Genomic DNA, 21,408 nt, shown 5'->3' with positions numbered 1-21,408 from the left:
GCCAACTGAATGCAAAAGCCGCCCACGCGTCAATGGGGACGCGCTGGGAGCCGGAGCCCTTCGCCGCCAGAATCCCGGCGTGCAAGAGGACGAAGAACACCTGAACCACGACCGCTCCGGCAACCTCGTCACGGCAATGCGGTGTCGTCCACCAACGAGGCTCATCCCCTGCCCCCACTTATACGCATGTACCGCCGAAAAAACACCGGCGACCATACGGTGAGCAGCAACCACTGCCAGCTTCGTCAGGTGCGCCACGGGTGGGTCAATCCCGCGCGCTGGCGCCGGGCCCGGGGGCGGCTTGGATGTCGCCGAGGCTGTGCACGGGGTGGTCGTGCGCGCAGCGGATCTCGGTTCGGATCGACGCGCCGCAGCCGTGATGGGTGAGCACGACGGTGGGCCCTCCGGGGGTGGGAAGCCAGCGGTCGGCCCAGTTCAGCAGACTGATGATCGCGGTGGCCAGATCACGGCCCCTGTCGGTGAGGCGGTACTCGTGGCGGCCGCGTGATCCGGTGTCGTGGTAGGCGACCTTGGCCAGGATGCCCTGGTCGGTCAGTTCGCGCAGACGTGCGGACAGCACGCTCGGGGTCAGGCCCGTGTGGCGGCGGAAGTCGTCGAAGCGCCGGGTGCCGTAGAACGCTTCACGCACGATCTGCCCGGCGCTGCGCGGCACGAGCACGTCGAGCGCTCGTTGCACGGAGTCCGGTTCCAGGAGCCACGCGTCACGGTTCCACGGCGGGTCCGCGGCCTCGGTCGGGTCCTGCGCGCGGCGCTGCTGCATGCGCGCACTGTGTCACATGCCCCAGCACGCGGCGTCCGCAAGAACCGCTGGCGTGCCGTGTGCCGGACAGTTCCGCTACCGTGCTGGGTATGGTTAACGGTACTCAGCCGGTGAGGCGGTTCGTGGCGCTCGGTGACAGCCTCACCGAGGGGGTCGGTGACCCCCGGCTCGACGGCACGCTGCGGGGCTGGGCCGACGTCCTGGCGGGCGAACTCGACCACGCGTGGCCCGGCCTGCGCTACGACAACCTCGCCGTCCGCGGATGGCACGCCCAGCACGTCCTGCAGCACCAGCTCGAGCAGGCACTGCGCCTCGAACCCGACCTGGCGAGCGTCATGGTCGGCGCCAACGACGCGTTCGACCGCCACGGCTTCGACGGCGCCGCAGTGGGCCGCGTGCTGCGGCAGACGGTGGCGGCCCTGTGCGACACCGGCGCACGGGTGGTCATGGCGACCCTGCCGGACATCACCCGCCGCTGGCCCGGACCCGCACGCCTGCACCAGGCAACACGCTCACGGTTCCAGCTCGTCAACGACCATGTGCGCACGATCGCGGCCGAGCACAACGCGATCATGCACGACCTGTGGCACGACGAACGCACCCACGCGCCACGGATGTGGTCCATCGACCGCGTCCACCCCGGCACGCACGGACACGCCGGCATCGCCCACAGCTTCGCCGAACTCATAGTCGGCCACGCCCGCTCCCCCTGGACCCCGACCGGACCGGCGGTGACCACGGCACAACGACTGGCCGAGATCCGCTCGCTCCGCACCATCCTGCGAACCGACCGCGGCCGGCCACTGCCCACCCAACTCCCCCGCGGACAGTGGAACCTCACCCGGACCGGCGCACAAGACTGATCGGTTGATCCATCGCCGCAGTGGCGTCGCCGCAACCATCGGACACGCCGTCCCTCTCGGCGACTCGCGTGGTCGGGGAACTGCCGGCCTCCTGAGACAGCATCGTCCACAGTGGACTTCACAGGCGATGTGATCGGGCACGGCTCGTACGAGGGCGAGGAGATCGGGTGTGGGCACGGACGACGCTGTCATGGCGATGAGGTCATCGCGGTTGGGCGGGCACCAGGACACGTCGCAGGCGTCGGACGACGCGACCTTCGCGTTCCGGCCCGGCAGGCTTCCGCGTGAGACGGGGTTGCTCCATTGAGACGAATGTCATCTTGAGGCATCGTCGGCCACTCGCCGGGCATCCTGCGTTTCATGGGGGTCACCACAGGGAGGGGTAACTCATGAACAGGAAGTCGATCGCTGGTCTGAGCGCCGCGGCGTTGCTCGCCACTGCCGCGGTGCCGCTGGTGGCGGGGGTCGCCTCGGCCAATCCGTCCGACCAGCCGTGCGACGTCGCGGACCTGAACGTCTCCGTGACGCACGACCCCTACTCGTCCGCGGGCCAGCAGGCCTTCGTCCTGCACTACTCGGCAGCGAGCGAGCACACGAACTGCAAGCTGCAGGGCGCACCGACAGCCGTCACGTTCACCAAGGGCAGCGGGCACGGCGAGGGCGACGACAGCGGCTTCACCGTCGTGCTCGACGACCCGAACGGCACGCCCGCGCCGGTGAACGTCCAGCCCGGCAAGCCCGCCGAGTCGCGGATCCTGGTGTCCTCGCAGGCGCCGGCGTCCTTCAAGCCCGATGTCGTCAACCTGAACCTGCCGGTCGACGGTGGGCACACCGTCACGGTCGCGTGGCCCGCGGGAGAGGCTCTGCGGGGATCGTCGGTCGAGCTGACATCCGTGTCGCCCGCCTGAACACCAGCATCGCCCACGCTTTGACGGTCGGCCACACGCAGGTGCCGAAGCCGTGCTGGGCTGGTGGCGCGTGATCTGAGCTCAGCCCAGCACCGTTCCGGTGTTCGCGGTGTTCCTGGTGCGGCGCCGGGAGAACGTGCCCAGGTCGATCTCCAGTCCGGTGCGCGGAGCGACGAACCGGACGGGCCGTGCGTCGTGGTCGGCACCGTTCTCGACCCGTCCGATCAGGTCCGCCATGAGCTGTCCGACGACGGGAGCGTTCTTGAACTGGTTGCCGCTCGTGCCGATCGCGACGTAGAAGCCGTCGAGCTCGGTGCGGTCGTAGATCGGCGTCCAGTCGTCGGCCACGTCGTAGACGCCCACGACGCCACGTGCGCGGTTCGGCACCGGGAGGTTCGGCAGCCGCCGTGCCGCCCTGGTCACCTGAGCCTCGAACACGGCCGCCGTCGGGTGGACGCCGACGCTGTCCGGGGTGTCGGTCCACTGCATCGGGTCGCACTCCGGTTCGGTTCCGCCGACGAGCAGGCCACCGCCCACCTCGCCGCGGAAGTACGTGCCGAGGTCCATGTCCGCCACCATCGGCCCGTCGTAGCCTCCTGGGAACGGCACGTGCGCGACCTCCTGCCTCATCGCGCGCAGTCCGACGGTGAAGTCGGAACCCACGCCTGCCAGGCGGTTCAGCGTGCTGGACCACGGACCTGCGGCGTTGACGACCACCCCGCAGGCGATGCCGGTGCCGTCCGACAACCGCACGCCGGTCACACGTCCACCTGACGTGTCCACGGCCGTCACCGTGCTGCGAAACCGGAACTCCGCCCTGTGTGCCACCGCCGCGGCGGCCAGGTTGACCGCGGCGAGGCCCGGATCCGAGACGTAACCCGCGTCCGGGGTGTACACGCCTCCGAGGGTGAGCTCCGAGTCCTTCCAGAACTCCTCGTCGTCCAGCCGTTTCGGTGGCCAGCAACGGCTGACGTCGATGCCGGGGACGCGTTCCGCCAGCACGGCGTCGTCCCACTCCTCGTACGGGACACCGACGTGACGGAACAACGGCAGCCAGGACGCGCGCGGAGCGGCGTCGACGTCCAGCATGACCAGGCCGGTCCTGCGGAACGCGGCCAGGTCGCCGACGTCGTGTCCGAGGTGCTCCGCCCAGTCGAGCCAGCACCAGTGCGACTCCCACGCCAACGCCACTCCGGAGAAGGTCGAGAAGTTGTACCGGACGATGGCGCTCGACGCCGATGTCGAGCCCTGTCCCGCGCCGGGTGCGCGGTCCAGCACGACCACCCGGTGGCCCGCTCGCGCCAGCTCGAGCGCGATCGACGAGCCGATCACGCCTGCCCCGATCACGACCACGTCGGTCCCCAATGCGTGTCTCCCTCCGTGAGGTAACGCGATGCTCGTGCGGTGTCGTCATGGCTTTCCGGGAGACCTGGGCCGCTCGAGAGCTCACGGAACTGGCGGCACGACCTTGCCGGGGTTGAGGACCCCGTGCGGGTCGAGCGCCTGTTTGACGCTGCTGTGCAGCGCGAGGACCTCGGGTGACAGCTCTCGGCTCAGGCCGTCCCTCTTCAGCGTTCCCACGCCGTGCTCACCGGTGACGGTGCGATGTTGATGTCGTGCGCCTCCGCGGTCCGGTGGATGCGCGAGAATTTCCGGCACCGCGGCCTCGGGAACGCAGGCGTCCTCGGTGAGCACCGGTCCCAGCCGTTCCAGGGCGGGGTAGGCGAGCCGGCGCACAGGGCATCGGCTTCCTGCTGGTCGGTGGGCCGGGCGGCCCAGGTCGCGCCGGCCCGCTCGAAGCAGGACGGGATCGTGGCCGCCTCCTCGTCGCCTTCCGCCCCGGGCGGAGTCGCAGCGTGCCGGCAGGGACTGTGTCCGCCTCGACCGCGAGCCCCATGTTCCTCCAGGCGTCCACTGCGGACAGACAGTGGTGCTCGCTCACGCGGAGCGGCAGGTCCTGAGGTAGCTGAGGAACGATGCCTGCAGGCCGGTCAGGTGCGTTTCCCGCATGACCGCGCTGGTGACCGCCACACCGCGCGAGGTGAGGTCGTTGAGGAGAGTGGCCGTGTTCTTCGCGAGGTTCTGGTAGACGGGCAGCTCGCCGAGGAGCTCCTGCTCGTTGAACGTCACGTGGAGCTTGGCGGCGGGCAGGCTGTCGCCGAGCCGCGCGAGCTGTGCGAAGACCTGGCTGCCGGTGCTGACGACGCCCGGGCTGCCCGCCCCGATGCTCTCGAAGAACCCGCCGCTGTTGAGCCAGGCGTAGAGGCTGAAGAGTCCGCCGTAGGAGTAGCCGAAGAGACCGTGACCGCTCGAGGCCGCACCGTGATCGCGTTCGATCCGCGGCTGCAGTTCCTCGGTGAGGAACCGCAGGAACGCGTCGGCCCGGGTGTCGCGCAGTTCGCCGACATAGGCGTCGGCCTGCTCGCGAGTCGTCGTACCTGCTTCGACCCCCATCTCCACGGCGTCGAGAAACTCCTGGGCGATGGGCTCTCCGGGAGGAACGAGGTCGCGGTTGCGCAGCCGATCCCAGTGCTGCGCCTCCTCACCCGCGTACCCGACGCTGACCTGGACGTAGGGCTGGATCTGGTGCATGCGGTCCAGCTGGGTGACGATCAGCGGGGCGGTCAGCCCCACCGCCCAGTTGCCGTCGAGCACGTACAGGACGGGCGCGGCCGCCTCGGCGGGGTCGTAGCCCGGCGGCGTGGTGACCCAGACGCCGTAGTCGTACCCGCCGCTGGAGCGCATCTCGAAGTAGTCGGTGTCGGCGAGGCAGCCTTGCCACATGGTGCTCATCGGGGGTCCTTCACAACTCGGTCGCTGAAGGCGTGGCGCCCTTTCTTTTCCAATGGAAAACTACGGTGGCGATCCTGTCAAGCGCGGAGCACAGCGTGGCGGTCAGAACGTGGCGCCGGCCTCCGGGCGTCCACTTCGGACACCGACAGCCCTCAGGACCGGCCCTTGCTCATGCGCAGGATCGAGGCGACCGCGTCCTCCGAGTGGGTTCCCGGAGTCAGGACCTCCTGCAGGAGCAGGCCGCGTATCGCGGCCACGGCCACGGTCGCCATGGTCCGCGCGTCCTCGGCGCTCGCCTGTTCGCGTTCCGCGAGCGAGGCGAGAACCTTGGTCAGGTCGTCGAGTGAGTCGATGAACTCGCGGAAGTCGTCGGGGCTGTACGCGGCCAGGCCCACGACGTGGAAGAAGCCGCGGACACGCGACAGCTGCTCCGGGCGGGTGTAGGTCCGCCAGATCGCCACGACGAGGTCGTCGAAGGTGTCCTGTTCCGCGGCCTTGAACAGCTCCTCGTTGTCCCGCTCTCGTTGTGCCTTGAGCATCGCCGCCAACACGCCCGAGAGCGACCCGAAGTGGTACCGCAGCAGGGCGTGACTGGTCCCCGCCCGGACGGCGATCTCGCGCAGCGACACCTCTGGCGAAGGAAGGGCCTCACCGAAGGCGTCGAGAAGCCGCGCCAGGAGACGTTCGCGTGCTTCGCCCTTGCGTTCCGTGCTTGACAGGTCCACTCCCACAGTTTATCCATTGGAAAGTACGGCGGCGTGTCGCACCGCACATGGTCGCAGCCGACTCGCAACGGCGGAGGGAACGACCCGTGGGACGTGTGCGGATAGCCGGCGCGACGGTGGTCGACGGGTCCGGTCGCGACCCCGTTGACGTCGACGTCACGATCGAGGACGGGCGCATCACCGGGCTCGGCGCCTCCAGCACGCACGAAGAGCGGCTCGACGCCGGTGGGCTGACGATGACGCCCGGCCTCATCGACGCCCACGTCCACCTGGGACTGTCGAGCCCGATCCAGCCGCAGTTCTCGTTCCAGATCAGCGCCGCCGAGATCGCGGCGGACATCTTCGCCACGGCCGGCGCGGCGCTCGACGCCGGCTTCACGACCGTCCGGGACACCGGCGGGATCGACGGTGGTGTCGTCACCACGATCGCGAAGGGCAAGGTCAGGGGTCCACGCGTGCTGTCGTGCGGACCTGTTCAGTGCCAGACCGGCGGGCACGGCTACTACGGGGCCGCCTGGGAGCCCACCGAGCTGTGGAGCAGCCATCACGTTCCCGGCCTCTGCGCCCTGTCCATGATGGCGGGCAACGCGGACGAGCTGCGGCGCAACGTGCGCGAGGCGTTCCGGCGCGGCGCGTCGTTCCTGAAGCTCTGCGTGACCGGCGGAGTGGTCGGAGCCCACGACCAGCTGACCGACACCCAGTTCACCGTGGAGGAGATCGCCGTCGCTGTTCAGGAAGCCGCGGCACGAGGCACCTACGTCACGGTGCACGCCCACAACAACGAAGGCATCCGCAACGCCGTCGAGGCTGGGGCACGCTGCGTCGAGCACGGCACCGACCTCGACGAACCCACGGCAGCCCTGATGGCCGCTCACGAGGTCGCCCTCGTTCCGACGTTCGCCGTCGTCGAGCAACTGCTCCAGGACACCGCTGGAGCAGGCCTCGGCGAGTCGACCCGCGATCGCGTGCTGGGTGTCCGTGAGCGGATGGCCGAGGCGCTTGCCGTGGCCAGGAAGGCCGGGGTGCGGATCGGGCTGGGTTCCGACCTCATCGGCCCGGCCCAGCACCGCCGAGGCGAAGAGCTCAGGTTGCGCGCGGAGCTGGAGACGCCGATGGAAGCACTCGTGTCGGCCACGAAGACCAACGCCGAGATCCTCGGCCTGTCCGGCCACGTGGGGGTCATCGCTCCCGGCATGCAGGCAGACCTCGTGCTCTGGAACGGCGACCCGCTCGAGGACCCGAACATCTTCGCCGATCCCGCCAACGCCGTGCTCGTCGTCCAAGCCGGACGGGTTGTGAAGGACCTCCGGTGAGCACCTGAATCTTTTGGCTTGGTCCAGGAACACGAGTTCGTCGAACAATTCGACTTGTTTGATGAATGCAAAAGCAGCCTGCTAAAGCAGGCAAAGGCTCGCCGGAATGTTTCGAAACTTCTCCGCGACCTTACGGAGTCGACTCGGCACTGCTAGTGTCCGAATCGACGGCGGCCGTCATCGCGATCACCATTCACTCGCACGGGTCGCTTCGTGCTACCTGGCTGCCGTGCCAACCTCGATGACGAGGAGTACCGCACATGGCTGAATTCACATTTCGACCGTCGAGCCGCAAACGCGGCCGTGTCGCACTGCTCGCCGGCGGCGCCTGCACCGCGCTGGTCATGGCGCTGACACCCGTTGTGGCCAGCGCTGATGTCGGTGCAGCCGCGACGTGCTCGAGCCAGACGGGCAACAACGGCGGTTACTACTTCTCCTTCTGGACCGACGGCGGCGGCCGGGTCTGCATGGACTTCGGATCCGGCGGCAACTACAGCACCTCGTGGAGCAATGTCGGCAACTTCGTCGGCGGCAAGGGCTGGAGCAACGGTTCTCGGCGGACGGTGAACTATTCCGGAAGCTTCAACCCGTCCGGCAACGCGTATCTGACCCTGTACGGGTGGACGTCCAACCCGCTGGTCGAGTACTACATCGTCGACAACTGGGGCAACTACCGGCCCACCGGCACCTACAAAGGCACCGTCACCACTGACGGTGGCACGTACGACATCTACCAGACGATGCGGTACAACGCGCCGTCCGTCGAAGGCAACAACAAGACCTTCCCGCAGTTCTGGAGCGTCCGGCAGCAAAGGCGGACCGGTGGGTCCATCACCACCGGCAACCACTTCGACGCGTGGAGCCGTGCCAACATGCGGCTCGGCAACTTCAGCTACTACATGATCCTCGCGACCGAGGGATACCAGAGCAGCGGCAACTCCAACATCACCGTGAGGTGATGGCCTGCCCCTGATCCAGGTTCCGGGCCGCCGGGAGTCGCCCACGACTCCCGGCGGCCTCGTGGACTTCCTCGAGCAGGTCCCCCGCCACGCCTGAAACGTTCTCGATCGGCGTCTCAGACCGGGGTGCAGTGCAACGTCGGCGCGGCCGCTCTGCCCGTGGCCTGGAACCCGAACGTGGTGCTGCCACCCGCTCCCAGGGAGCCGTTCCACCCGGCGTCCGCGGCGACCACGCGGGCGCCGTCCTGCTTCAGGGTGGTGCTCCACGAGTTCGTGACCTGCTGGCCGCCGGGCCACGTCCAGTCGACCCGCCACCCGGCCATCGCCGTGTGGCGCTCGTTGGTGACGGTCACCGTCGCGACGTGGCCGGTGCTCCAGTCGCCGTTGACGTGCAGGCTCGCCGAACACCCGGCGGGCGGCAGCACCAGCAGCGTGATGGAGTTCGCCGGATACGTCGCGTCGACACGACCGTCGTTCACCGGGAGATCGGCGCCGCGCACGATCGCGCCCAGGTTCGCCGGGCCGTAGGTGAACCGTTGCGCCGCACCGGTTCCGTCGAACCCGGCCATCGACAGCGGCGATGTCAGGTCCTCGCCGGTCTTGTTGACGACCATGACGGTCAGCGCGTCGTCGGACGAGCGCTGTGCCGCGTACACCGCGAGCCGGCCCTGGTCGGCGGAGGTCGCCGACACGCTGACGTCACCGAACCGGCTGCCCGCGCCGTCGTAGTTGCGGTACATCCGGAACGCGTACGCGCCCGGATCGGTGGGCTTGGGCTCGCCCCACATCGTGGCGAGGTCAAGGCCTTCCCGGCCGAAGATGCCGAGGACGTCGGCCTGGGCCAGCGCTCCGTTCATGTCGTCCAGCGCGCCCCAGTTGTACTCGGTGATGGCGGTCTTGGTGCCGGGGTTGTACTGGTCGATCCACGACTTCATGGTGCGGATGAACTGCAGCGGCGGCGCGTTGACACCGCCGGGGCCGATCCAGGACTCCTCGACGTAGGTGGGGTCCCACAGCGACCTCGTGGACCGCAGCCGCAGCGCGTTGGACTCCGGGTCCTTGCCACTGCCGATCTGCGGGTAGAAGTGCTGGTCGAAGTAGTCGAGGAAACGCCTACCCCCGTGGGCGTCGCTGTAGTCCTTCATGTTCTTCAGGTACCACTGCGAGAGGTTGAGCCCACCGTGCGCGGCCGAGTCGGCACCGGGCCCGCAACCGTCCACACCGGACGCGACCCACTCGCAGTACCCCCAGCCGGACGGCCCGAGGACCGCCGCGCTCGGGTCGGCGGCCTTGATCGCCGCGGCGGTCGCCGTGCCCTTGCTCCCCAGCTCGTCGTACGAGACCAGCTCGGGATGCACGTCACGATGCGTGTGGGCCCACAGCACCGGCTCGTTGTCGAGCTCGTAGATCGGCACGCCACCCTGCGCCGCCGTGCCGAACCTGCTCACCAGGTGCGACACCATCTCGCCGGCGAACGCCGCGTCGGCCCTGACCGAGGTGTCCGCGGGCACGCCGGCGAGGTTCGCCCCGTTGAGCAGACCGTTGCCGCAGTGGGGGTCCCACTCGTCGAAGCCGTCCTGCTGCGGGTACCTCGTCGCCGGGAAGCCGCACGCGAACGGGTGCGACGACGGCGACTCCTTGGCCACCCAGCCGACCATGGGCACGGTGACGACCGGTTTGATGCCGCGGTCGAGGTTGGACCCGACCATCCACTCGAGGGTGTGCTGCTCGTCGGCGACGATGTTCTCGAAGTACCAGTCGCTGCCGGTGTTGTACGTGTGGTTCTTGAAGTTGTAGCGGCTGGACGCGTTGCCGCCCCAGCGCGCCACCGACTGGCCGATCTCGGCGTTGAACGCCGGATCGCCGCCGTTCAGGCCGTAGACGCCGGGACTGATCGCGTGCCGGGCGGCGGACACGTCCACCGACAGCCCGGGCCCGGTGGCCGCCGCCGTGGCGCTCGTGGCCGCCTGGACCGTGAAGGTCGCGGCCACGAGCAACGCCGCCGAGGCCGTGGCCGTGACCGAACGCGCCTTCCGCCGTTGCCGCATGCCGACCACAGACGCCCCCGCCCGATCCAGTGCGTGGATATGTGCCACAGGACGGTCGCGGGAAACGCGCAGAGCGTCAAGCGACCAGGTCGAATCGACGATGTTCGAGTCGAAGACCGGACTCGGGTGAACACGTTCACCCGATCATCGACGTGTCCGCCGCGGAGTCACCTGGACGCGGCAATGCTCCACGGCTCTCCCTTGTCGCGCTTCATCGGCGGAACCTTGAAGTTCGCGTACGAGTACTTGCCGGTGATCGAGCCGTCGGCGTCGAAGTGGAAGACGTCCATCCCCTGCCAGACCATCCGCGGGCCGTGCCGCAGGAGTCCGAGCAACCGCAGCAACGGGTAGACGCCGCGGCCACGTGGCCCGGAGACGTCGATCCGGCACGCCCAGCGGATCGCCGCGCGTCGTCCGGGCTCGTCGACGAGCTTGTCGTGCACGTCGAAGCGCATCGCGCCGTACCTGCCGGCGAACTGGGGCGCGAACTCCGCGCGAATCGCGGCTTTGCCCTGGTGCTTCGCGCCGTCACCCGGCTCGTACTCCGCGTCGTCGGCGAAGAAGGCCATGACGCGGTCGAGGTCGTTGACGTTGAAGGCGTCGACGAACTCGTCGACCGTCGCGGACAGGGAGCGCTGTTGCTGGGTCATGGGTCGTGGCCTCCGGCCGCGCAGGGGTGTGGTGCTGACCGGCCGAACAATAAAGGAACACCGTACTTTTAACAAAACCTCCTGGTAGAGTGCCCAGCGACATGGAAACGTCGTTCCGCCGGGCACGGCGCCCGGACCAGAAGGAGCAGCGGCGGGAGGCGATCCTCGCGGCCGCCCGCGACCTCGCCCTCACCAAGGGCGTGGCCCAGGTCAGCTTGGGTGACATCGCGGCCGCCGTCGGCCTGGTGAAGTCCAACGTCCTGCGCTACTTCGGCACCCGCGAAGAGATCTACCTGCAGCTCACGATGCGCGACGGAACGGACTGGGCCGACGCGGTGCGGGCCCGGCTCGGGAGCGCCTCCGGCGTCGGCCAGATGGCCTCCGCGCTGGCGGACTCCTTCGCCGAGCGTCCTCTGTACTGCGACCTCATCGGCCACGCCGAGACCATGCTGGAGCACAACGTCTCGCTCGAGGTGCTGCACACGTACAAGCTGTGGGCGATCGACATGTACGCGCGGGTGGGCGAGCAGATCATGGCCGCGTGCCCGGAGCTGACCGGCAGGGACGGTTCCTCGGTGGTGTTCGCCGCGGGGGCGTTCGTCGGCAGGTTGTACCCCCTGTCGCAGCCGCCACCGACGCTGGCCGAGCTCTACGCCCGCGAACCCGGGATCGCGGCCGTGTTCCCGCCTTTCCGGCCGACGCTGCAGCGCTTCATCGCGGCGACCGCCGCCGGACTGCCCGCGGTCCGAGGCGACTCGGCCTGACCACGTCGCTCTTCGCGACCTGCCGGCACGTCGCCGGAACCGAGCGACGTCGGCATCCACAGGCACGGCCGATCACCGGCGGAGCACTTCGCTTTCCAGCCAGTCCCCCAGCTCCGCCTCGGCGGTCTCCCCGAAGGAGCGGGTGTCCACGTTGTCGGCGTGCAGCTCGTACACGGGGATGCCCGCGGCGCGGAGAGCGCGGTTGGTGAAGTAGCCACCGCGGGCGTCGTCGGACACCAGGTGCACCACGCCGTCGACGCCGTGCAGTCTGGCTTCCTTCACGTACCACTCGCTCGACCACGGCGGGGTGTAGAGCTGGTCGTGGAAGGCGGCGAACCTGGCCGCCAGTGTCCTCAAAGGATCGTCGCCGTACCGCGGGTAGCCGTCGGCGGCTATCGCCAGGTACATCGACCACACGAAGACCGCGCCGTGGCGTTGCTCGAACCTGCGGTAGAAGTCCATGTCGTACCAGAGGCCCCGGCCGATCCACATGAGCCGGGCGCGTTCGTCCTCGCACACCGCGGCGCCGGCCTGGACGCGGGCCTGGACCTCCTCGTTGAACCTCCGGGCGGCGGCGGTGGCCCACTCGGTGCCGCGGTGCCACTGCGGGATCATGACGCTCGGGATGCTGTCCGTGACGGCCAGCGGGCTCGGCCTGGTGCGCGCGATGAGGTCGCGGGTGCGCCTGTTCCACTCCGCCTGCTCGTTGACGTGGTCGAGGACTCGCCTCAGCGCGCGTTCGCTGAACACCCGGCCGGTCGTCGTTTCGAGGAACCGGATCAGGTTGTGCAGTTCGGCCACCATCAGGTCCAGTCTCGCCGTGCCGACCGCCTTCTCCCAGTCGTGCGGCATCAGGTCCCACCAGTTCACCGGGACAACGTTCTCGGCCGCGCTCTCCAGCGCGTAGTAGGTGATGTCCTGCTGGCTGCCCCACACGTCGAAGATCTTGCGTCCGCCGTCGCCCACGGTCTCGGCCAGCACGATCGTCGGCCGGGGCAGGCCTCCCCAGGGGGCCTGGTCCGGATCGGGGTCGAACAGCGACGCGAGCGAGAGCGAGCTGTACTGCTCGGTGTGGTCCGGGTAGCCGCGAGCCCGCAGGAGATCCAGGTGGTACGGCGCTCGCTGCTTGGCCGCGACCACGGACGCCCACCACTGGTTGACCACGTACGGGATCCCCATGGCGCGGAAGATCTCCTGGGGAGCGTCGGCGTTCACCAGCGCCAGCGGGCCGCCCGCGGCAGCGGACTTCCGCAGGTCGCGGAACCACTCGCGCTGGTAGCGGGTCGCCTCAGTGGCCGACGCCAGCAGTTTCTCAGCCAACGGACACCGCCCTGAAGTCGATCGAGCCGTACTCCTGGCGGTCGAACATCACGGCCGGAATGCCGTGGGGCAGCAACGCTTCCTTCTGCGCGGGGAAGTCCCAGGGCGGCGCGTCGTCGTTGCGCCTGACGTAGGACACGACGAGCTCTGCCCCGCGGTCGGCCGCCGCCTGTGCCGTGTGCGCGGCGCGGGCGGCGATCGACGCCCGTGCGGCGGTGGGGCCGTTGTACTGGTAGTGCTCGACCAGGGCGGCGAGTGTCGGTTCGCCCACGAGCCGCGTCGCGAGGAGATCTCCCCAGTCGTGGTCCTCGCCCACCACCACGCTGCCCATCTCCTCGAACGACCGGTACACGTCGGGGTTGTCGTGGGAGCTACCGGTGAGGAACACCCTTCGTCCCTCGTGGACGTCCAAATCGGACCTGAGCAGTTGCCTCAGGAGCCGGTTGTGCTCGGCCACGGGCAGGACGGCACCGTAGACGGCCAGCGCCTGCACCCCGGTCAGCCGGAGGTCCCCGCGCAGCGCGGACACCGCGCGCCACAGGTCGCGGCGGGCGTCGTGCAGCATGATCGCCGACGCGATCCCCGGCGCGGTCAGCCTCGTCCCGGTCCACCGTTCCAGCACGGCGACCAGCTCGGCGAAGCGGCCCTCGACGTACCGCGTGGTCGTCCAGTGCGGCAGGTGCAGCACGTCGACCAGGTGGGTCTCCGGCAGCCCCAGCCCGGGTTCGAGCCGCCGCAGCTCGCGCACCGCGTAGAACAGGCGCAGCGAGGCCTCGCAGTCGCGCGACACGAGAAGGCGGTCGAGCCGGCCGTACTCGCCCGCGAGCAGCCGGGTCAGCACCGACACCGCCGCGGGGTCCACACCGCGACCGAGGTAGGTCTCCCCCGTCGTCAGGTCCGCGCCGGGCCGTCCCGCCAGGCGCACGGGAAGCGCGCCCGCCGCCGTCACGAGCTCGACCGGGACGTCCTGGCCCACACAGCCGATCACGAACTGGTCGGCGGTGGCCGGGTAACGCCGCTCGTAGTGGTCGAGCAGCCGCTGCAGAGGGGCGTCCATGCTCAGATGACCCCGTCCGCGCGCAGTGCGGCGATCCGGCCGGTGTCGTACCCGAGGAAGTCCCCGTAGACGGTGTCGTTGTGCTCACCGAGCGCCGGGGCGGGCCGGTCGAACCCGACGTCCGCGCCCGAGAACACGATCGGCACGCCGGTGGCGGAGATGTCCGCCGTGGCGCCGTGGGCCGGGTGGGACAGCGAGACGACCTCACGCCGCGCGCGGACCAGTGGATCCCGCACGGCCTCGGCAGGCTCGCGCACCTCCGCGGCCGGTACCCCGTTGTCGACGAGCAGCGCCACGACCTCGGCACGCCGCCGCCCGGCCGTCCACTGCCCGATCAGCTCGTGCAGCACGGCCGCGTTCGCCACTCTCGCGTCCCTCGTCGCGAAACGAGGGTCGAGCGTCAGCGCCGGATCACCCATGGCGCCGAACACCCCCGCCGCGAACCGGTCTGTCGGGCCGCACAGCGCCAGCCATCCGTCCGCGGCCTCGAACAGCCCGAACGGCGCGAGCCTCGGCACGAGCGAGCCGGTGCGCTGGGCGAGGCCGACGGCCGCGTAGGCGTCGAACGGCTCGCAGGCGACCAGCGAGGTCAACGCCCCGAGCATCGAGACGTCCACGTGCTGCCCGGCGCCGGTCCGGTCGGCCTGCACGATAGCGGCCAGCGTGCCGATCACCGCGAACAGCGGCGCGACCAGGTCACCGACGGGCAGGCCGTTGCGGACCGGGTCGTCTCCCTCCCGCCCGGCGGTGCCCATGATCCCGGACAGGGCCTGGATGATCGTGTCCATGGCCTTGCCGGTCCCGCCCTGGGCCCCGAACCCGCTGATGGACGTGTAGACCAGCCGGGGGTTGACCGCGAGCATGACCGCCGGGCCGATGCCGAGCCGGTCGGTGACACCCGCGCTGTAGTTCTCCACCAGCACGTCGGCCTGCCGCACCAGGTCGGTCAGCACGTCGCGGCCCTCGGGGTGCTTGAGGTCGAGCGTGACGCTCTCCTTGTTGCGGCCCCGCAGCAGCATCGACACCGACACGTCGTCGGAGTGGACCCGCCCGAGGCCGAGACCGTCCCTGCCGAGGTACGGAGCGTTGCCCCGGGACGAGTCCCCGCCCGTGCGGGGGGTTCTCCACCTTGATCACCCGTGCGCCCAGGCCCCCGAGCAACAGGGTGGCGTAGGGCCCGGCGAGCGCGGTCGTGAGATCGACGACCGTCCGCCCGGCGAGCGGTTGCTCTGTCACCTGCGCACCTCCCGGTCACGACCGGCACTTCCCGTGACGGTCGGCGTACCACCTCTACACTCGCTGATCGTGACGGCCACGCCGCGATCCGCCGCCCCGCGCGGTCCTCGCTCCGACCTGCTCCCCCGCCAGCAGCACGGCGGCGCGCCCCAGCACCTGCTGATGACGCTCTACGCGGACTACTGGCTGTCCACCGGCGGCTGGGCGTCGTCGGCGGCACTGGTCCGCCTGCTGGCCGAGTTCGGCATCACCGAGACCAGCGGCCGGGCGGCGCTGAGCAGGTTGTCCCGGCGCGGCATGATGAGCGTGCGCCGCAACGGCCGCCGCACGTTCTACGGCGTCGAGGGCACGGCCGCGGCGACGCTGGCCGAGTCGGTCCACAAGGTCCTGTCGTTCGGCACGGTGTCCGAGCCGTGGGACGGCACGTGGACGACCGTCGCGTTCTCCATCCCCGAGGAGCAGCGCGAGATCCGCCACCAGCTGCGCACGCGGCTGCGCTGGCTCGGGCTCGCCCCCATCTTCGACGGGTTCTGGATCTCGCCGACCGCGTCCGCCGGTGACACGGTCCGCGAGCTGGACGCCCTCGGCGTGACGAGCGCGGTCGTGCTGCGCACCAACGGGCCCGTCGGCGGCCGGCCGCTGACCGACGCGTGGGACCTCGACGAGGTGCGCGGTCTGTACGAGGAGTTCATCGGCACCGTGTCGCCGCTCGCCGACCGCGTCCGGGCGGGCGGCGTCACGGCGGCCGAGGCCCTGGTGTGCCGCACCCAGGTCATGGACGAGTGGCGCACCTTCCGGTGGAAGGACCCGAACCTCCCCCAGGCGCTGCTGCCGCGGGACTGGCCCCGGGACACCGCTCGGGCGCTCTTCGCCGAGGTGTACGACGGTCTCGGACCGCTGGCCGAGCACCGGGTCCGGCAGGTCGTGCTCGAACTGGACCCGGACGACGCCGAGCTGGTGCGCCACCACACGACGCTCCGGGTGTCCTGACGGGTCCGGGCGCGGTTCGGGCCGAGAACGCATCCGCACTCCCCTCACACCACCGATCGGCATACTCGCTAGACTTATAGACGACCACTCGGAACAGAAAGTGTCAAGCATTGCAGGGCACGTCACTCCGCCAGCGCGCGTCCTTGCTGGGATCGGTATCTCAATGTCGTTCGCTGACGCCATGATCGCGCTCGGAGGCGGGAAACGTAGAACTGTCTCACTAACGATCGAGCGAAAAACTGTACAGTGACGCCATGACCGCCGCTCCTCACGATGCGCCCGCACTCCCCAGGATGCAGTCCGGCGGCAGTCCCCAGCACCTGCTCCTCACCTTGCTCGGCGACTACTGGTACGGAGAACGCGCGCCCCTGCCCTCCGCCGCGCTCGTGGCGTTGCTGGGCGAGTTCGGCATCACCGAGGTGAGCGCGCGAGCGACGCTGAGCCGGCTGTCCCGGCGCGGGCTGCTGGAGCTGTCGCGGGTCGGCCGGCACACCTACTACGCGCTGAGCGGGCGCGCCGCGCGGGTTCTCGAGGACGGCCTTCGCCACATCGTGGCGTTCGGCGCGGCGGAGGTGCCGTGGCAGGGGCAGTGGACGGTCGCGGTGTTCTCGGTGCCCGAGGACCAGCGGGACCTGCGCCACGCCCTGCGCACCCGGCTGAGCTGGCTCGGGTTCGCGTCCCTCTTCGACGGCGTGTGGGTCTGCCCGCACGAGCGGGTCGCCGAGATCGCGGCGGTGCTGGCCGCGCTCGGCATCGACTCCGCCACGGTGCTGCGCGCGGAGGTGGCCGACGGCAGCCCGCTGGGCGGCGATCCCCTCCGCGCCTGGGACCTCGACGAGCTGCGCGGCCGGTACGTCGAGCTGATCGACGAGTACTCGGTCGTGCGGGCACGGCTCGCCCGGGGGCGGATCGGCACGGCCGAGGCCCTCGTGGCGCGCACGGCGCTCATGGACGCCTGGAACCGGTTCCCCGGCCTCGACCCGGACCTGCCGTCCGCGCTGTTGCCGCAGCCGTGGCCGAGGGCGCGCGCCAGGGCCCTGTTCACCGAGCTCTACGACGACCTGGCGCTGCTGGCCGAGCAGCGCGTGAAGCAGGTCGTCGGCCAGTACGACGCGGACGTGGCCGCCCTCGTGCGCGGACACGGCAGCGACTACTCGGGCTGAGCGCGAGGCCCCGTGCCCACGCCTGACAGGACGACCTCGTCCCCGTCCCAGTCGAACTCCGCGGCCAGGCCCGCCTTCTCGCCGATCCGCAGGACGTACTCGGCGACCGCCTCCCCGCCGTCCGAACGCGACACCGGCACCGGGCGGCCGCGCTGGTCGATCCAGCACGGCACGAACCCCGCGGAGACGACGCCGTCGCGGTCGAACCGGCACACGGCGATGACGGTGTTCCTGCTCTCCGGGTGGAACGGGTAGAACGGCATCTGCGGGTCCGGCGCGAAACCGTAGAGCTCGACGCGCTTGCGCGCCCAGTCGGACCGTTCCACGCTGTCGTTGCCGGTCGGGCTGAGCGCGTGCGTGACGGTCACGAAGTTGCCGAGACCGTGGAAGATCGGCCGTCCGCGGTACACCTCGATGCCGCGCATGATGTGCGCGTGGTGCCCGAAGACGACGTGCGCGCCCGCGTCGACGGCGGCCCGCGCGACCGGCTGCTCGTACATCGCCAGCACCGCCGGCGTGTGCCCGACGCCCTTGTGCATCGACACCGCGACCACGTCCACTTCGGACGCCAGCGCCTCGATGTCGCCGCTCATGGCGGCGAGGCTCGCCGGGTCGGCGAAGGTGTAGACGCTGGGCGGACCGCCCGGGGTCGCGTGGTCCAGCTCGTAGTGCGTGAGCACGCGGACGTGGGCGCAGCCCGCCTTGCTGGAGGTGGCCCACGACTCGCGCGGCCCGACGAGGTTGTAGCTGAGCACCCCGATCCGCAGCCCGCCGCGTTCCAGCACGGCCGGTGCCCTGGCCGAGGCGAGATCGGGTCCCGCGCCCGCCGTCGCGAGCCCGGCGGCGCGCGCGTGGGCGATCGTGTCGGTCACGCCGACCTCCCCTGCGTCGTAGACGTGGTTGCCGGCGAGGGTCACCACGTGGAAGCCGGCGTCCGCCAGGGCGGCCAGCCCGGCCGGATCGGCGGGTGGCGCCGGGACGTCGGTGCTGACCTGGACGTCCGTCGTGCTGTGCGGGACCTCGACGTGGCCGATCACCAGGTCGCCCCGCGCGAGGGCCTGGCGGGCGGGGACGAGGAACGACGCCGGGTCCGGCTCGTCGAGCACGAGGTCTCCGACCGACAGCACGGTCACCGCGTCAGACAACGGTCTTCTCCTCCTGCGCGGTACCGCGCTGCTGCGTGTAGCGGGACAGGAACGCGCGCAGGCGGTCCGACCTGTCGTCGTCGAGCACGCGGGAGACGGGGCCCTGGTCGACGACGCGGCCGCGGTCCATGAACACGAAGCGGTCGGCGACCTCGAGCGCGAAGCCGATCTCGTGCGTCACGATGATCATCGTGAGCCCGGCGGCCGCCAGGTCCCTGATCACGGTCAGCACCTCGTCGACCAGTTCCGGATCGAGGGCACTGGTCGGTTCGTCGAGCAGCATGATGCGCGGCCGGGTCGCCAGCGCCCTCGCGATCGCGACCCGCTGCTGCTGGCCACCGGAGAGCTGCCGCGGATGCGCGTCGGCCTTCTCCGTCAGCCCGACCTTGCCGAGCAGTTCCATGGTGCGTTCGCGCGCCTGTTCCTTGCTGCGCCCGTGCACCCGCACCTGCGCCTCGGTGACGTTGCGCGCCACTGTCCAATGTGGAAAGAGCTGGAACTGCTGGAACACCATGCCCATGCGGCGCCGTTGCTCGGCCACCCGGCGCGGGGGCAACGGGCGCAGCCCGGAGCCGGCGTGCTCGTGGCCGAGCAGGTCGCCGTCGAGGTACATGGCCCCGCTGTCGATCGGCTCCAGCTGGTGCACGCACCGCACGAGGGTGGACTTGCCCGAGCCCGACGGCCCGATGACGGCGACCACCTCGCCCTGGGCCACGTCCAGGCTGACCCCGTCGAGCGCGGCGTGTGCACCGAAGCTGCGCCGGATGTTCCGGACGCTCAGCACCGGCCCCTCGGCGACCTCTGTCATGCCACCCACTCCCCTCGGGAGGTTCGCTGTCCCCGGCCGAACCGGCGTTCGAGACGCTGTTGCAGGAACGAGAGCGCGGTGACCACGACCAGGTACCAGAAGCAGGCCACGATCAGCATCGGGACGATCTGGTAGGTCTGGTTGTAGACGACCTGCACCGCGTGCAGCAGGTCGGTCATGGCGATGACGCTCACCAGAGAAGTGCCCTTCAGCAGCGAGATGAACTGGCTGCCGCTCGGCGGGATGATCACGCGCATCGCCTGCGGCAGCACCACGCGGAAGAACGTCTGCCCGCCGGTGAAGCCCATCGCCATCGCCGCGTCCCGCTGACCGGGGTCGACCGAGAGGATCCCCGCGCGGACGATCTCGGCCATGTACGCGGCCTCGTGCAGCGTGAGACCGATCAGCGCGGCGGTCAGCGGCGTGATCAGGTCGTTGGTCGACCACGACTCGAACGTCGGCCCGAACGGCACGCCGATCGACAACCTCGGCAGCAGGTAGGCGAGGTTGAACCAGAACAGCAGCTGCACCAGCGGCGGGATGCCTCGGAACAGTCCGATGTAGAGCGTGCACACCCAGCGCACCGGGCCGAAGTCCGCCAGCTGTCCCAGGGCGAGCAGCACGCCGAGCACCGAACCGGCGAGCATGGCGACGACGGTGAGGAGCACCGAGGTGCCGAGGCCCGCCAGGACGTTCGGGTCGAACAGGTACTCGGCCACGACCGGCCACTCGAACCGGGGGTTGTGCGTGACGAACCAGGCGACCTGGGCCGCCAGGACGGCGATGACCGCACCGAGCAGCCAGCGCAGCGGCCTCGGGCGGTGCCGGGCGGTGGCGACGTCGACGGCCTGGACGTTCTCCGCGGTGGCGGTGGCGGTCGTGGTCACTGGCCGGCCGCCGTGTTGATCTCGGGCTTGTCCACCTGGACGTTCTCCAGCCCGTACTGCTTCATGATCCGGGCGTACTCGCCGTTGGCGAAGATCTCCTGGAACGCCTGGTGCATCACCGGACCGAGCCCGCTCGCCTTCGGCAGGAGCATGGCGAGCTTGTCGACGCCCGCGCCCTGTTCGTCCGTCTGCTTGACGTAGGTGAAGTCGTCCTTCGCGGCCGCCAGGGCGTCGATCGCGGCGCTCTCGGTCATGCCCGCGGCGTCGGCCCGGCCGGACTTCGCGGCGAGGATCGTGCCGTTCGTGTCGGCCAGCCCGATGAACTGGACCTGCGGCTTGCCCTTCTTCACGCACCAGTCGGTCAGCCGGACGACCTGGTCCTGGACGATGCTGCCCGACACCGCGGCGACCCGCTTGCCGCAGAGGTCGTCGCTGGCCTTGATGCCGCCGGAGCTGGCCTTCGGGACCAGGTAGGCGGTCCTGGTGACCATCCAGACCACGGCGTCGAACTGCTTCTCCCGTTCCGCGGTGTCCTTGACCGGGCCGTTGAACGCGTCGTAGCGGCCCGACAGCATGCCGGACAGCGCGGCGGGCAGGCCCGGCACGATCGTGGTCTCCATCCGCACGCCCAGCACCTTGCCCAGGGCCTGCTGGAGGTCGTGGTCGAGACCGGTGACGGTGGTGCCGTCCGCACCGACGATCCGGTACGGCGGGTGCGAGTCGCCGGCGAAGCGGATCACCCCGGAGTCCTTGAACTGCTGGGGAAGCTGGTCGTGGTGGCCGGCGCCCGCGTTCCCGCCGGGGCTCTGGGAGCCGTCGGCCGAGCCGCCGCCACACCCCGGCGCGGCGATGAGCACCACGGCCAGTGTCGCGAGAAGAGATCTACGAGACTTGAGCATCGGTGCTCCCGCCGTCGATATAACAACATATGGTTTACGGCCGTGATGGATAGTGTCTAATGTCGACGCCCGGCCATGTCAAGACTCGTCGAGGTTCCG

At 70.1% G+C, this 21,408-nt stretch carries 20 protein-coding genes and 2 pseudogenes; 7 read left to right on the top strand and 15 right to left on the bottom strand.

Annotated features, from left to right (window positions below):
* Window positions 1-265: 265 nt before the first annotated feature.
* Window positions 266-781, bottom strand: a complete 516-nt coding sequence (locus ACWF7A_RS09125) for a winged helix-turn-helix transcriptional regulator (RefSeq protein WP_452249909.1) — start codon at window positions 779-781, stop codon at window positions 266-268.
* Between the two features lie 89 nt (window positions 782-870).
* Between ACWF7A_RS09125 and ACWF7A_RS09120 the strand changes: the two genes are divergently transcribed.
* Together ACWF7A_RS09120 and ACWF7A_RS09115 are read left to right on the top strand one after the other, a co-directional pair.
* On the top strand, window positions 871-1,644 hold the full coding sequence (locus ACWF7A_RS09120) for an SGNH/GDSL hydrolase family protein (protein ID WP_452249908.1): 774 nt from the start codon (window positions 871-873) through the stop codon (window positions 1,642-1,644).
* A 389-nt stretch (window positions 1,645-2,033) separates the two neighbouring features.
* Window positions 2,034-2,552: a DUF4232 domain-containing protein gene (locus ACWF7A_RS09115; protein WP_452249907.1), complete on the top strand. Its 519-nt coding sequence runs from the start codon at window positions 2,034-2,036 to the stop codon at window positions 2,550-2,552.
* Between the two features lie 81 nt (window positions 2,553-2,633).
* On the opposite strand, the gene ACWF7A_RS09110 is transcribed toward ACWF7A_RS09115, so the two are convergent.
* From ACWF7A_RS09110 to ACWF7A_RS09095, 4 genes are all read right to left on the bottom strand, one after another.
* Window positions 2,634-3,917, bottom strand: a complete 1,284-nt coding sequence (locus ACWF7A_RS09110; protein WP_452249906.1) for an NAD(P)/FAD-dependent oxidoreductase — start codon at window positions 3,915-3,917, stop codon at window positions 2,634-2,636.
* Between the two features lie 81 nt (window positions 3,918-3,998).
* Window positions 3,999-4,289 carry an FAD-binding oxidoreductase gene (locus ACWF7A_RS09105; RefSeq protein WP_452249905.1) on the bottom strand — a complete coding sequence of 97 codons (291 nt, stop codon included), beginning with the start codon at window positions 4,287-4,289 and terminating at the stop codon, window positions 3,999-4,001.
* Between the two features lie 201 nt (window positions 4,290-4,490).
* The gene (locus tag ACWF7A_RS09100) at window positions 4,491-5,345 is read right to left on the bottom strand and encodes an alpha/beta hydrolase (RefSeq protein WP_452249904.1); all 855 of its coding nucleotides are present in this window, start codon (window positions 5,343-5,345) and stop codon (window positions 4,491-4,493) included.
* 152 nt (window positions 5,346-5,497) lie between these two features.
* Window positions 5,498-6,070, bottom strand: a complete 573-nt coding sequence (locus ACWF7A_RS09095) for a TetR/AcrR family transcriptional regulator (RefSeq protein WP_452249903.1) — start codon at window positions 6,068-6,070, stop codon at window positions 5,498-5,500.
* Between the two features lie 86 nt (window positions 6,071-6,156).
* On the opposite strand from ACWF7A_RS09095, the gene ACWF7A_RS09090 reads away from it, so the two are divergent.
* The gene (locus ACWF7A_RS09090) at window positions 6,157-7,383 is read left to right on the top strand and encodes an amidohydrolase family protein (RefSeq protein WP_452249902.1); all 1,227 of its coding nucleotides are present in this window, start codon (window positions 6,157-6,159) and stop codon (window positions 7,381-7,383) included.
* A 260-nt stretch (window positions 7,384-7,643) separates the two neighbouring features.
* Window positions 7,644-8,342 (top strand): glycoside hydrolase family 11 protein, encoded by a 699-nt coding sequence (locus ACWF7A_RS09085; protein ID WP_452249901.1) that lies wholly within the window; start codon window positions 7,644-7,646, stop codon window positions 8,340-8,342.
* Window positions 8,343-8,458: 116 nt separating this feature from the next.
* On the opposite strand, the gene ACWF7A_RS09080 is transcribed toward ACWF7A_RS09085, so the two are convergent.
* Entirely contained in the window at window positions 8,459-10,390 is a 1,932-nt protein-coding gene (locus ACWF7A_RS09080; protein WP_452249900.1) for a glycoside hydrolase family 44 protein, read from the bottom strand.
* A gap of 167 nt (window positions 10,391-10,557) precedes the next feature.
* Window positions 10,558-11,040, bottom strand: a complete 483-nt coding sequence (locus ACWF7A_RS09075) for a YybH family protein (RefSeq protein WP_452249899.1) — start codon at window positions 11,038-11,040, stop codon at window positions 10,558-10,560.
* 101 nt (window positions 11,041-11,141) lie between these two features.
* Here ACWF7A_RS09075 and ACWF7A_RS09070 point away from each other — a divergent pair, with 101 nt between their 5' ends.
* Complete coding sequence (locus ACWF7A_RS09070; protein ID WP_452249898.1) at window positions 11,142-11,804, top strand: TetR family transcriptional regulator; 663 nt, start codon at window positions 11,142-11,144, stop codon at window positions 11,802-11,804.
* 72 nt (window positions 11,805-11,876) lie between these two features.
* On the opposite strand, the gene ACWF7A_RS09065 is transcribed toward ACWF7A_RS09070, so the two are convergent.
* From ACWF7A_RS09065 to ACWF7A_RS09050, 4 genes and pseudogenes are all read right to left on the bottom strand, one after another.
* Complete coding sequence (locus ACWF7A_RS09065) at window positions 11,877-13,124, bottom strand: 2-hydroxyacyl-CoA dehydratase (RefSeq protein ID WP_452249897.1); 1,248 nt, start codon at window positions 13,122-13,124, stop codon at window positions 11,877-11,879.
* The gene (locus ACWF7A_RS09060; RefSeq protein WP_452249896.1) at window positions 13,117-14,181 is read right to left on the bottom strand and encodes a 2-hydroxyacyl-CoA dehydratase; all 1,065 of its coding nucleotides are present in this window, start codon (window positions 14,179-14,181) and stop codon (window positions 13,117-13,119) included. The genes ACWF7A_RS09065 and ACWF7A_RS09060 overlap by 8 nt, the downstream gene beginning before the upstream one ends.
* A 2-nt stretch (window positions 14,182-14,183) precedes the next feature.
* A pseudogene (locus ACWF7A_RS09055) lies at window positions 14,184-15,230 on the bottom strand (CaiB/BaiF CoA transferase family protein); the annotation flags it as partial.
* Window positions 15,231-15,342: 112 nt separating this feature from the next.
* Window positions 15,343-15,417, bottom strand: a pseudogene (locus tag ACWF7A_RS09050) (hypothetical protein); the annotation flags it as partial.
* Between the two features lie 69 nt (window positions 15,418-15,486).
* On the opposite strand from ACWF7A_RS09050, the gene ACWF7A_RS09045 reads away from it, so the two are divergent.
* A complete protein-coding gene (locus tag ACWF7A_RS09045; RefSeq protein WP_452249895.1) occupies window positions 15,487-16,407 on the top strand; it encodes a PaaX family transcriptional regulator in 921 nt (306 codons plus the stop codon).
* Window positions 16,408-16,661: 254 nt separating this feature from the next.
* Complete coding sequence (locus tag ACWF7A_RS09040; RefSeq protein ID WP_452249894.1) at window positions 16,662-17,570, top strand: PaaX family transcriptional regulator; 909 nt, start codon at window positions 16,662-16,664, stop codon at window positions 17,568-17,570.
* On the opposite strand, the gene ACWF7A_RS09035 is transcribed toward ACWF7A_RS09040, so the two are convergent.
* From ACWF7A_RS09035 to ACWF7A_RS09020, 4 genes are read right to left on the bottom strand one after another with little or no spacing between them, the layout of a single operon-like run.
* Complete coding sequence (locus ACWF7A_RS09035; RefSeq protein ID WP_452249893.1) at window positions 17,558-18,715, bottom strand: CapA family protein; 1,158 nt, start codon at window positions 18,713-18,715, stop codon at window positions 17,558-17,560. The two genes, ACWF7A_RS09040 and ACWF7A_RS09035, sit on opposite strands and share 13 nt — an antisense overlap.
* On the bottom strand, window positions 18,708-19,523 hold the full coding sequence (locus ACWF7A_RS09030) for an amino acid ABC transporter ATP-binding protein (protein ID WP_452249892.1): 816 nt from the start codon (window positions 19,521-19,523) through the stop codon (window positions 18,708-18,710). Before ACWF7A_RS09030 ends, ACWF7A_RS09035 begins: the two co-directional genes overlap by 8 nt.
* Complete coding sequence (locus tag ACWF7A_RS09025) at window positions 19,520-20,410, bottom strand: amino acid ABC transporter permease (protein ID WP_452249891.1); 891 nt, start codon at window positions 20,408-20,410, stop codon at window positions 19,520-19,522. The genes ACWF7A_RS09030 and ACWF7A_RS09025 overlap by 4 nt, the downstream gene beginning before the upstream one ends.
* Window positions 20,407-21,309 carry a transporter substrate-binding domain-containing protein gene (locus tag ACWF7A_RS09020; RefSeq protein ID WP_452249890.1) on the bottom strand — a complete coding sequence of 301 codons (903 nt, stop codon included), beginning with the start codon at window positions 21,307-21,309 and terminating at the stop codon, window positions 20,407-20,409. The genes ACWF7A_RS09025 and ACWF7A_RS09020 overlap by 4 nt, the downstream gene beginning before the upstream one ends.
* Window positions 21,310-21,408: the final 99 nt, after the last annotated feature.

The organism is Lentzea sp. NPDC055074 (assembly GCF_053608005.1).
Note: the sequence above shows the minus strand (reverse complement) of the source record. Positions and strands in the feature narration are given on the sequence as shown.

Bases quoted from the DNA above. Each gene is read 5' to 3' on its own strand.
- ACWF7A_RS09080 (WP_452249900.1), bottom strand. From the start codon at position 10,390: ATGCGGCAACGGCGGAAGGCGCGTTCGGTCACGGCCACGGCCTCGGCG.
- ACWF7A_RS09020 (WP_452249890.1), bottom strand. From the start codon at position 21,309: ATGCTCAAGTCTCGTAGATCTCTTCTCGCGACACTGGCCGTGGTGCTC.
- ACWF7A_RS09075 (WP_452249899.1), bottom strand. From the start codon at position 11,040: ATGACCCAGCAACAGCGCTCCCTGTCCGCGACGGTCGACGAGTTCGTC.
- ACWF7A_RS09060 (WP_452249896.1), bottom strand. From the start codon at position 14,181: ATGGACGCCCCTCTGCAGCGGCTGCTCGACCACTACGAGCGGCGTTAC.
- ACWF7A_RS09115 (WP_452249907.1), top strand. From the start codon at position 2,034: ATGAACAGGAAGTCGATCGCTGGTCTGAGCGCCGCGGCGTTGCTCGCC.
- ACWF7A_RS09085 (WP_452249901.1), top strand. From the start codon at position 7,644: ATGGCTGAATTCACATTTCGACCGTCGAGCCGCAAACGCGGCCGTGTC.
- ACWF7A_RS09100 (WP_452249904.1), bottom strand. From the start codon at position 5,345: ATGAGCACCATGTGGCAAGGCTGCCTCGCCGACACCGACTACTTCGAG.
- ACWF7A_RS09030 (WP_452249892.1), bottom strand. From the start codon at position 19,523: ATGACAGAGGTCGCCGAGGGGCCGGTGCTGAGCGTCCGGAACATCCGG.
- ACWF7A_RS09125 (WP_452249909.1), bottom strand. From the start codon at position 781: ATGCAGCAGCGCCGCGCGCAGGACCCGACCGAGGCCGCGGACCCGCCG.
- ACWF7A_RS09040 (WP_452249894.1), top strand. From the start codon at position 16,662: ATGACCGCCGCTCCTCACGATGCGCCCGCACTCCCCAGGATGCAGTCC.
- ACWF7A_RS09120 (WP_452249908.1), top strand. From the start codon at position 871: ATGGTTAACGGTACTCAGCCGGTGAGGCGGTTCGTGGCGCTCGGTGAC.
- ACWF7A_RS09070 (WP_452249898.1), top strand. From the start codon at position 11,142: ATGGAAACGTCGTTCCGCCGGGCACGGCGCCCGGACCAGAAGGAGCAG.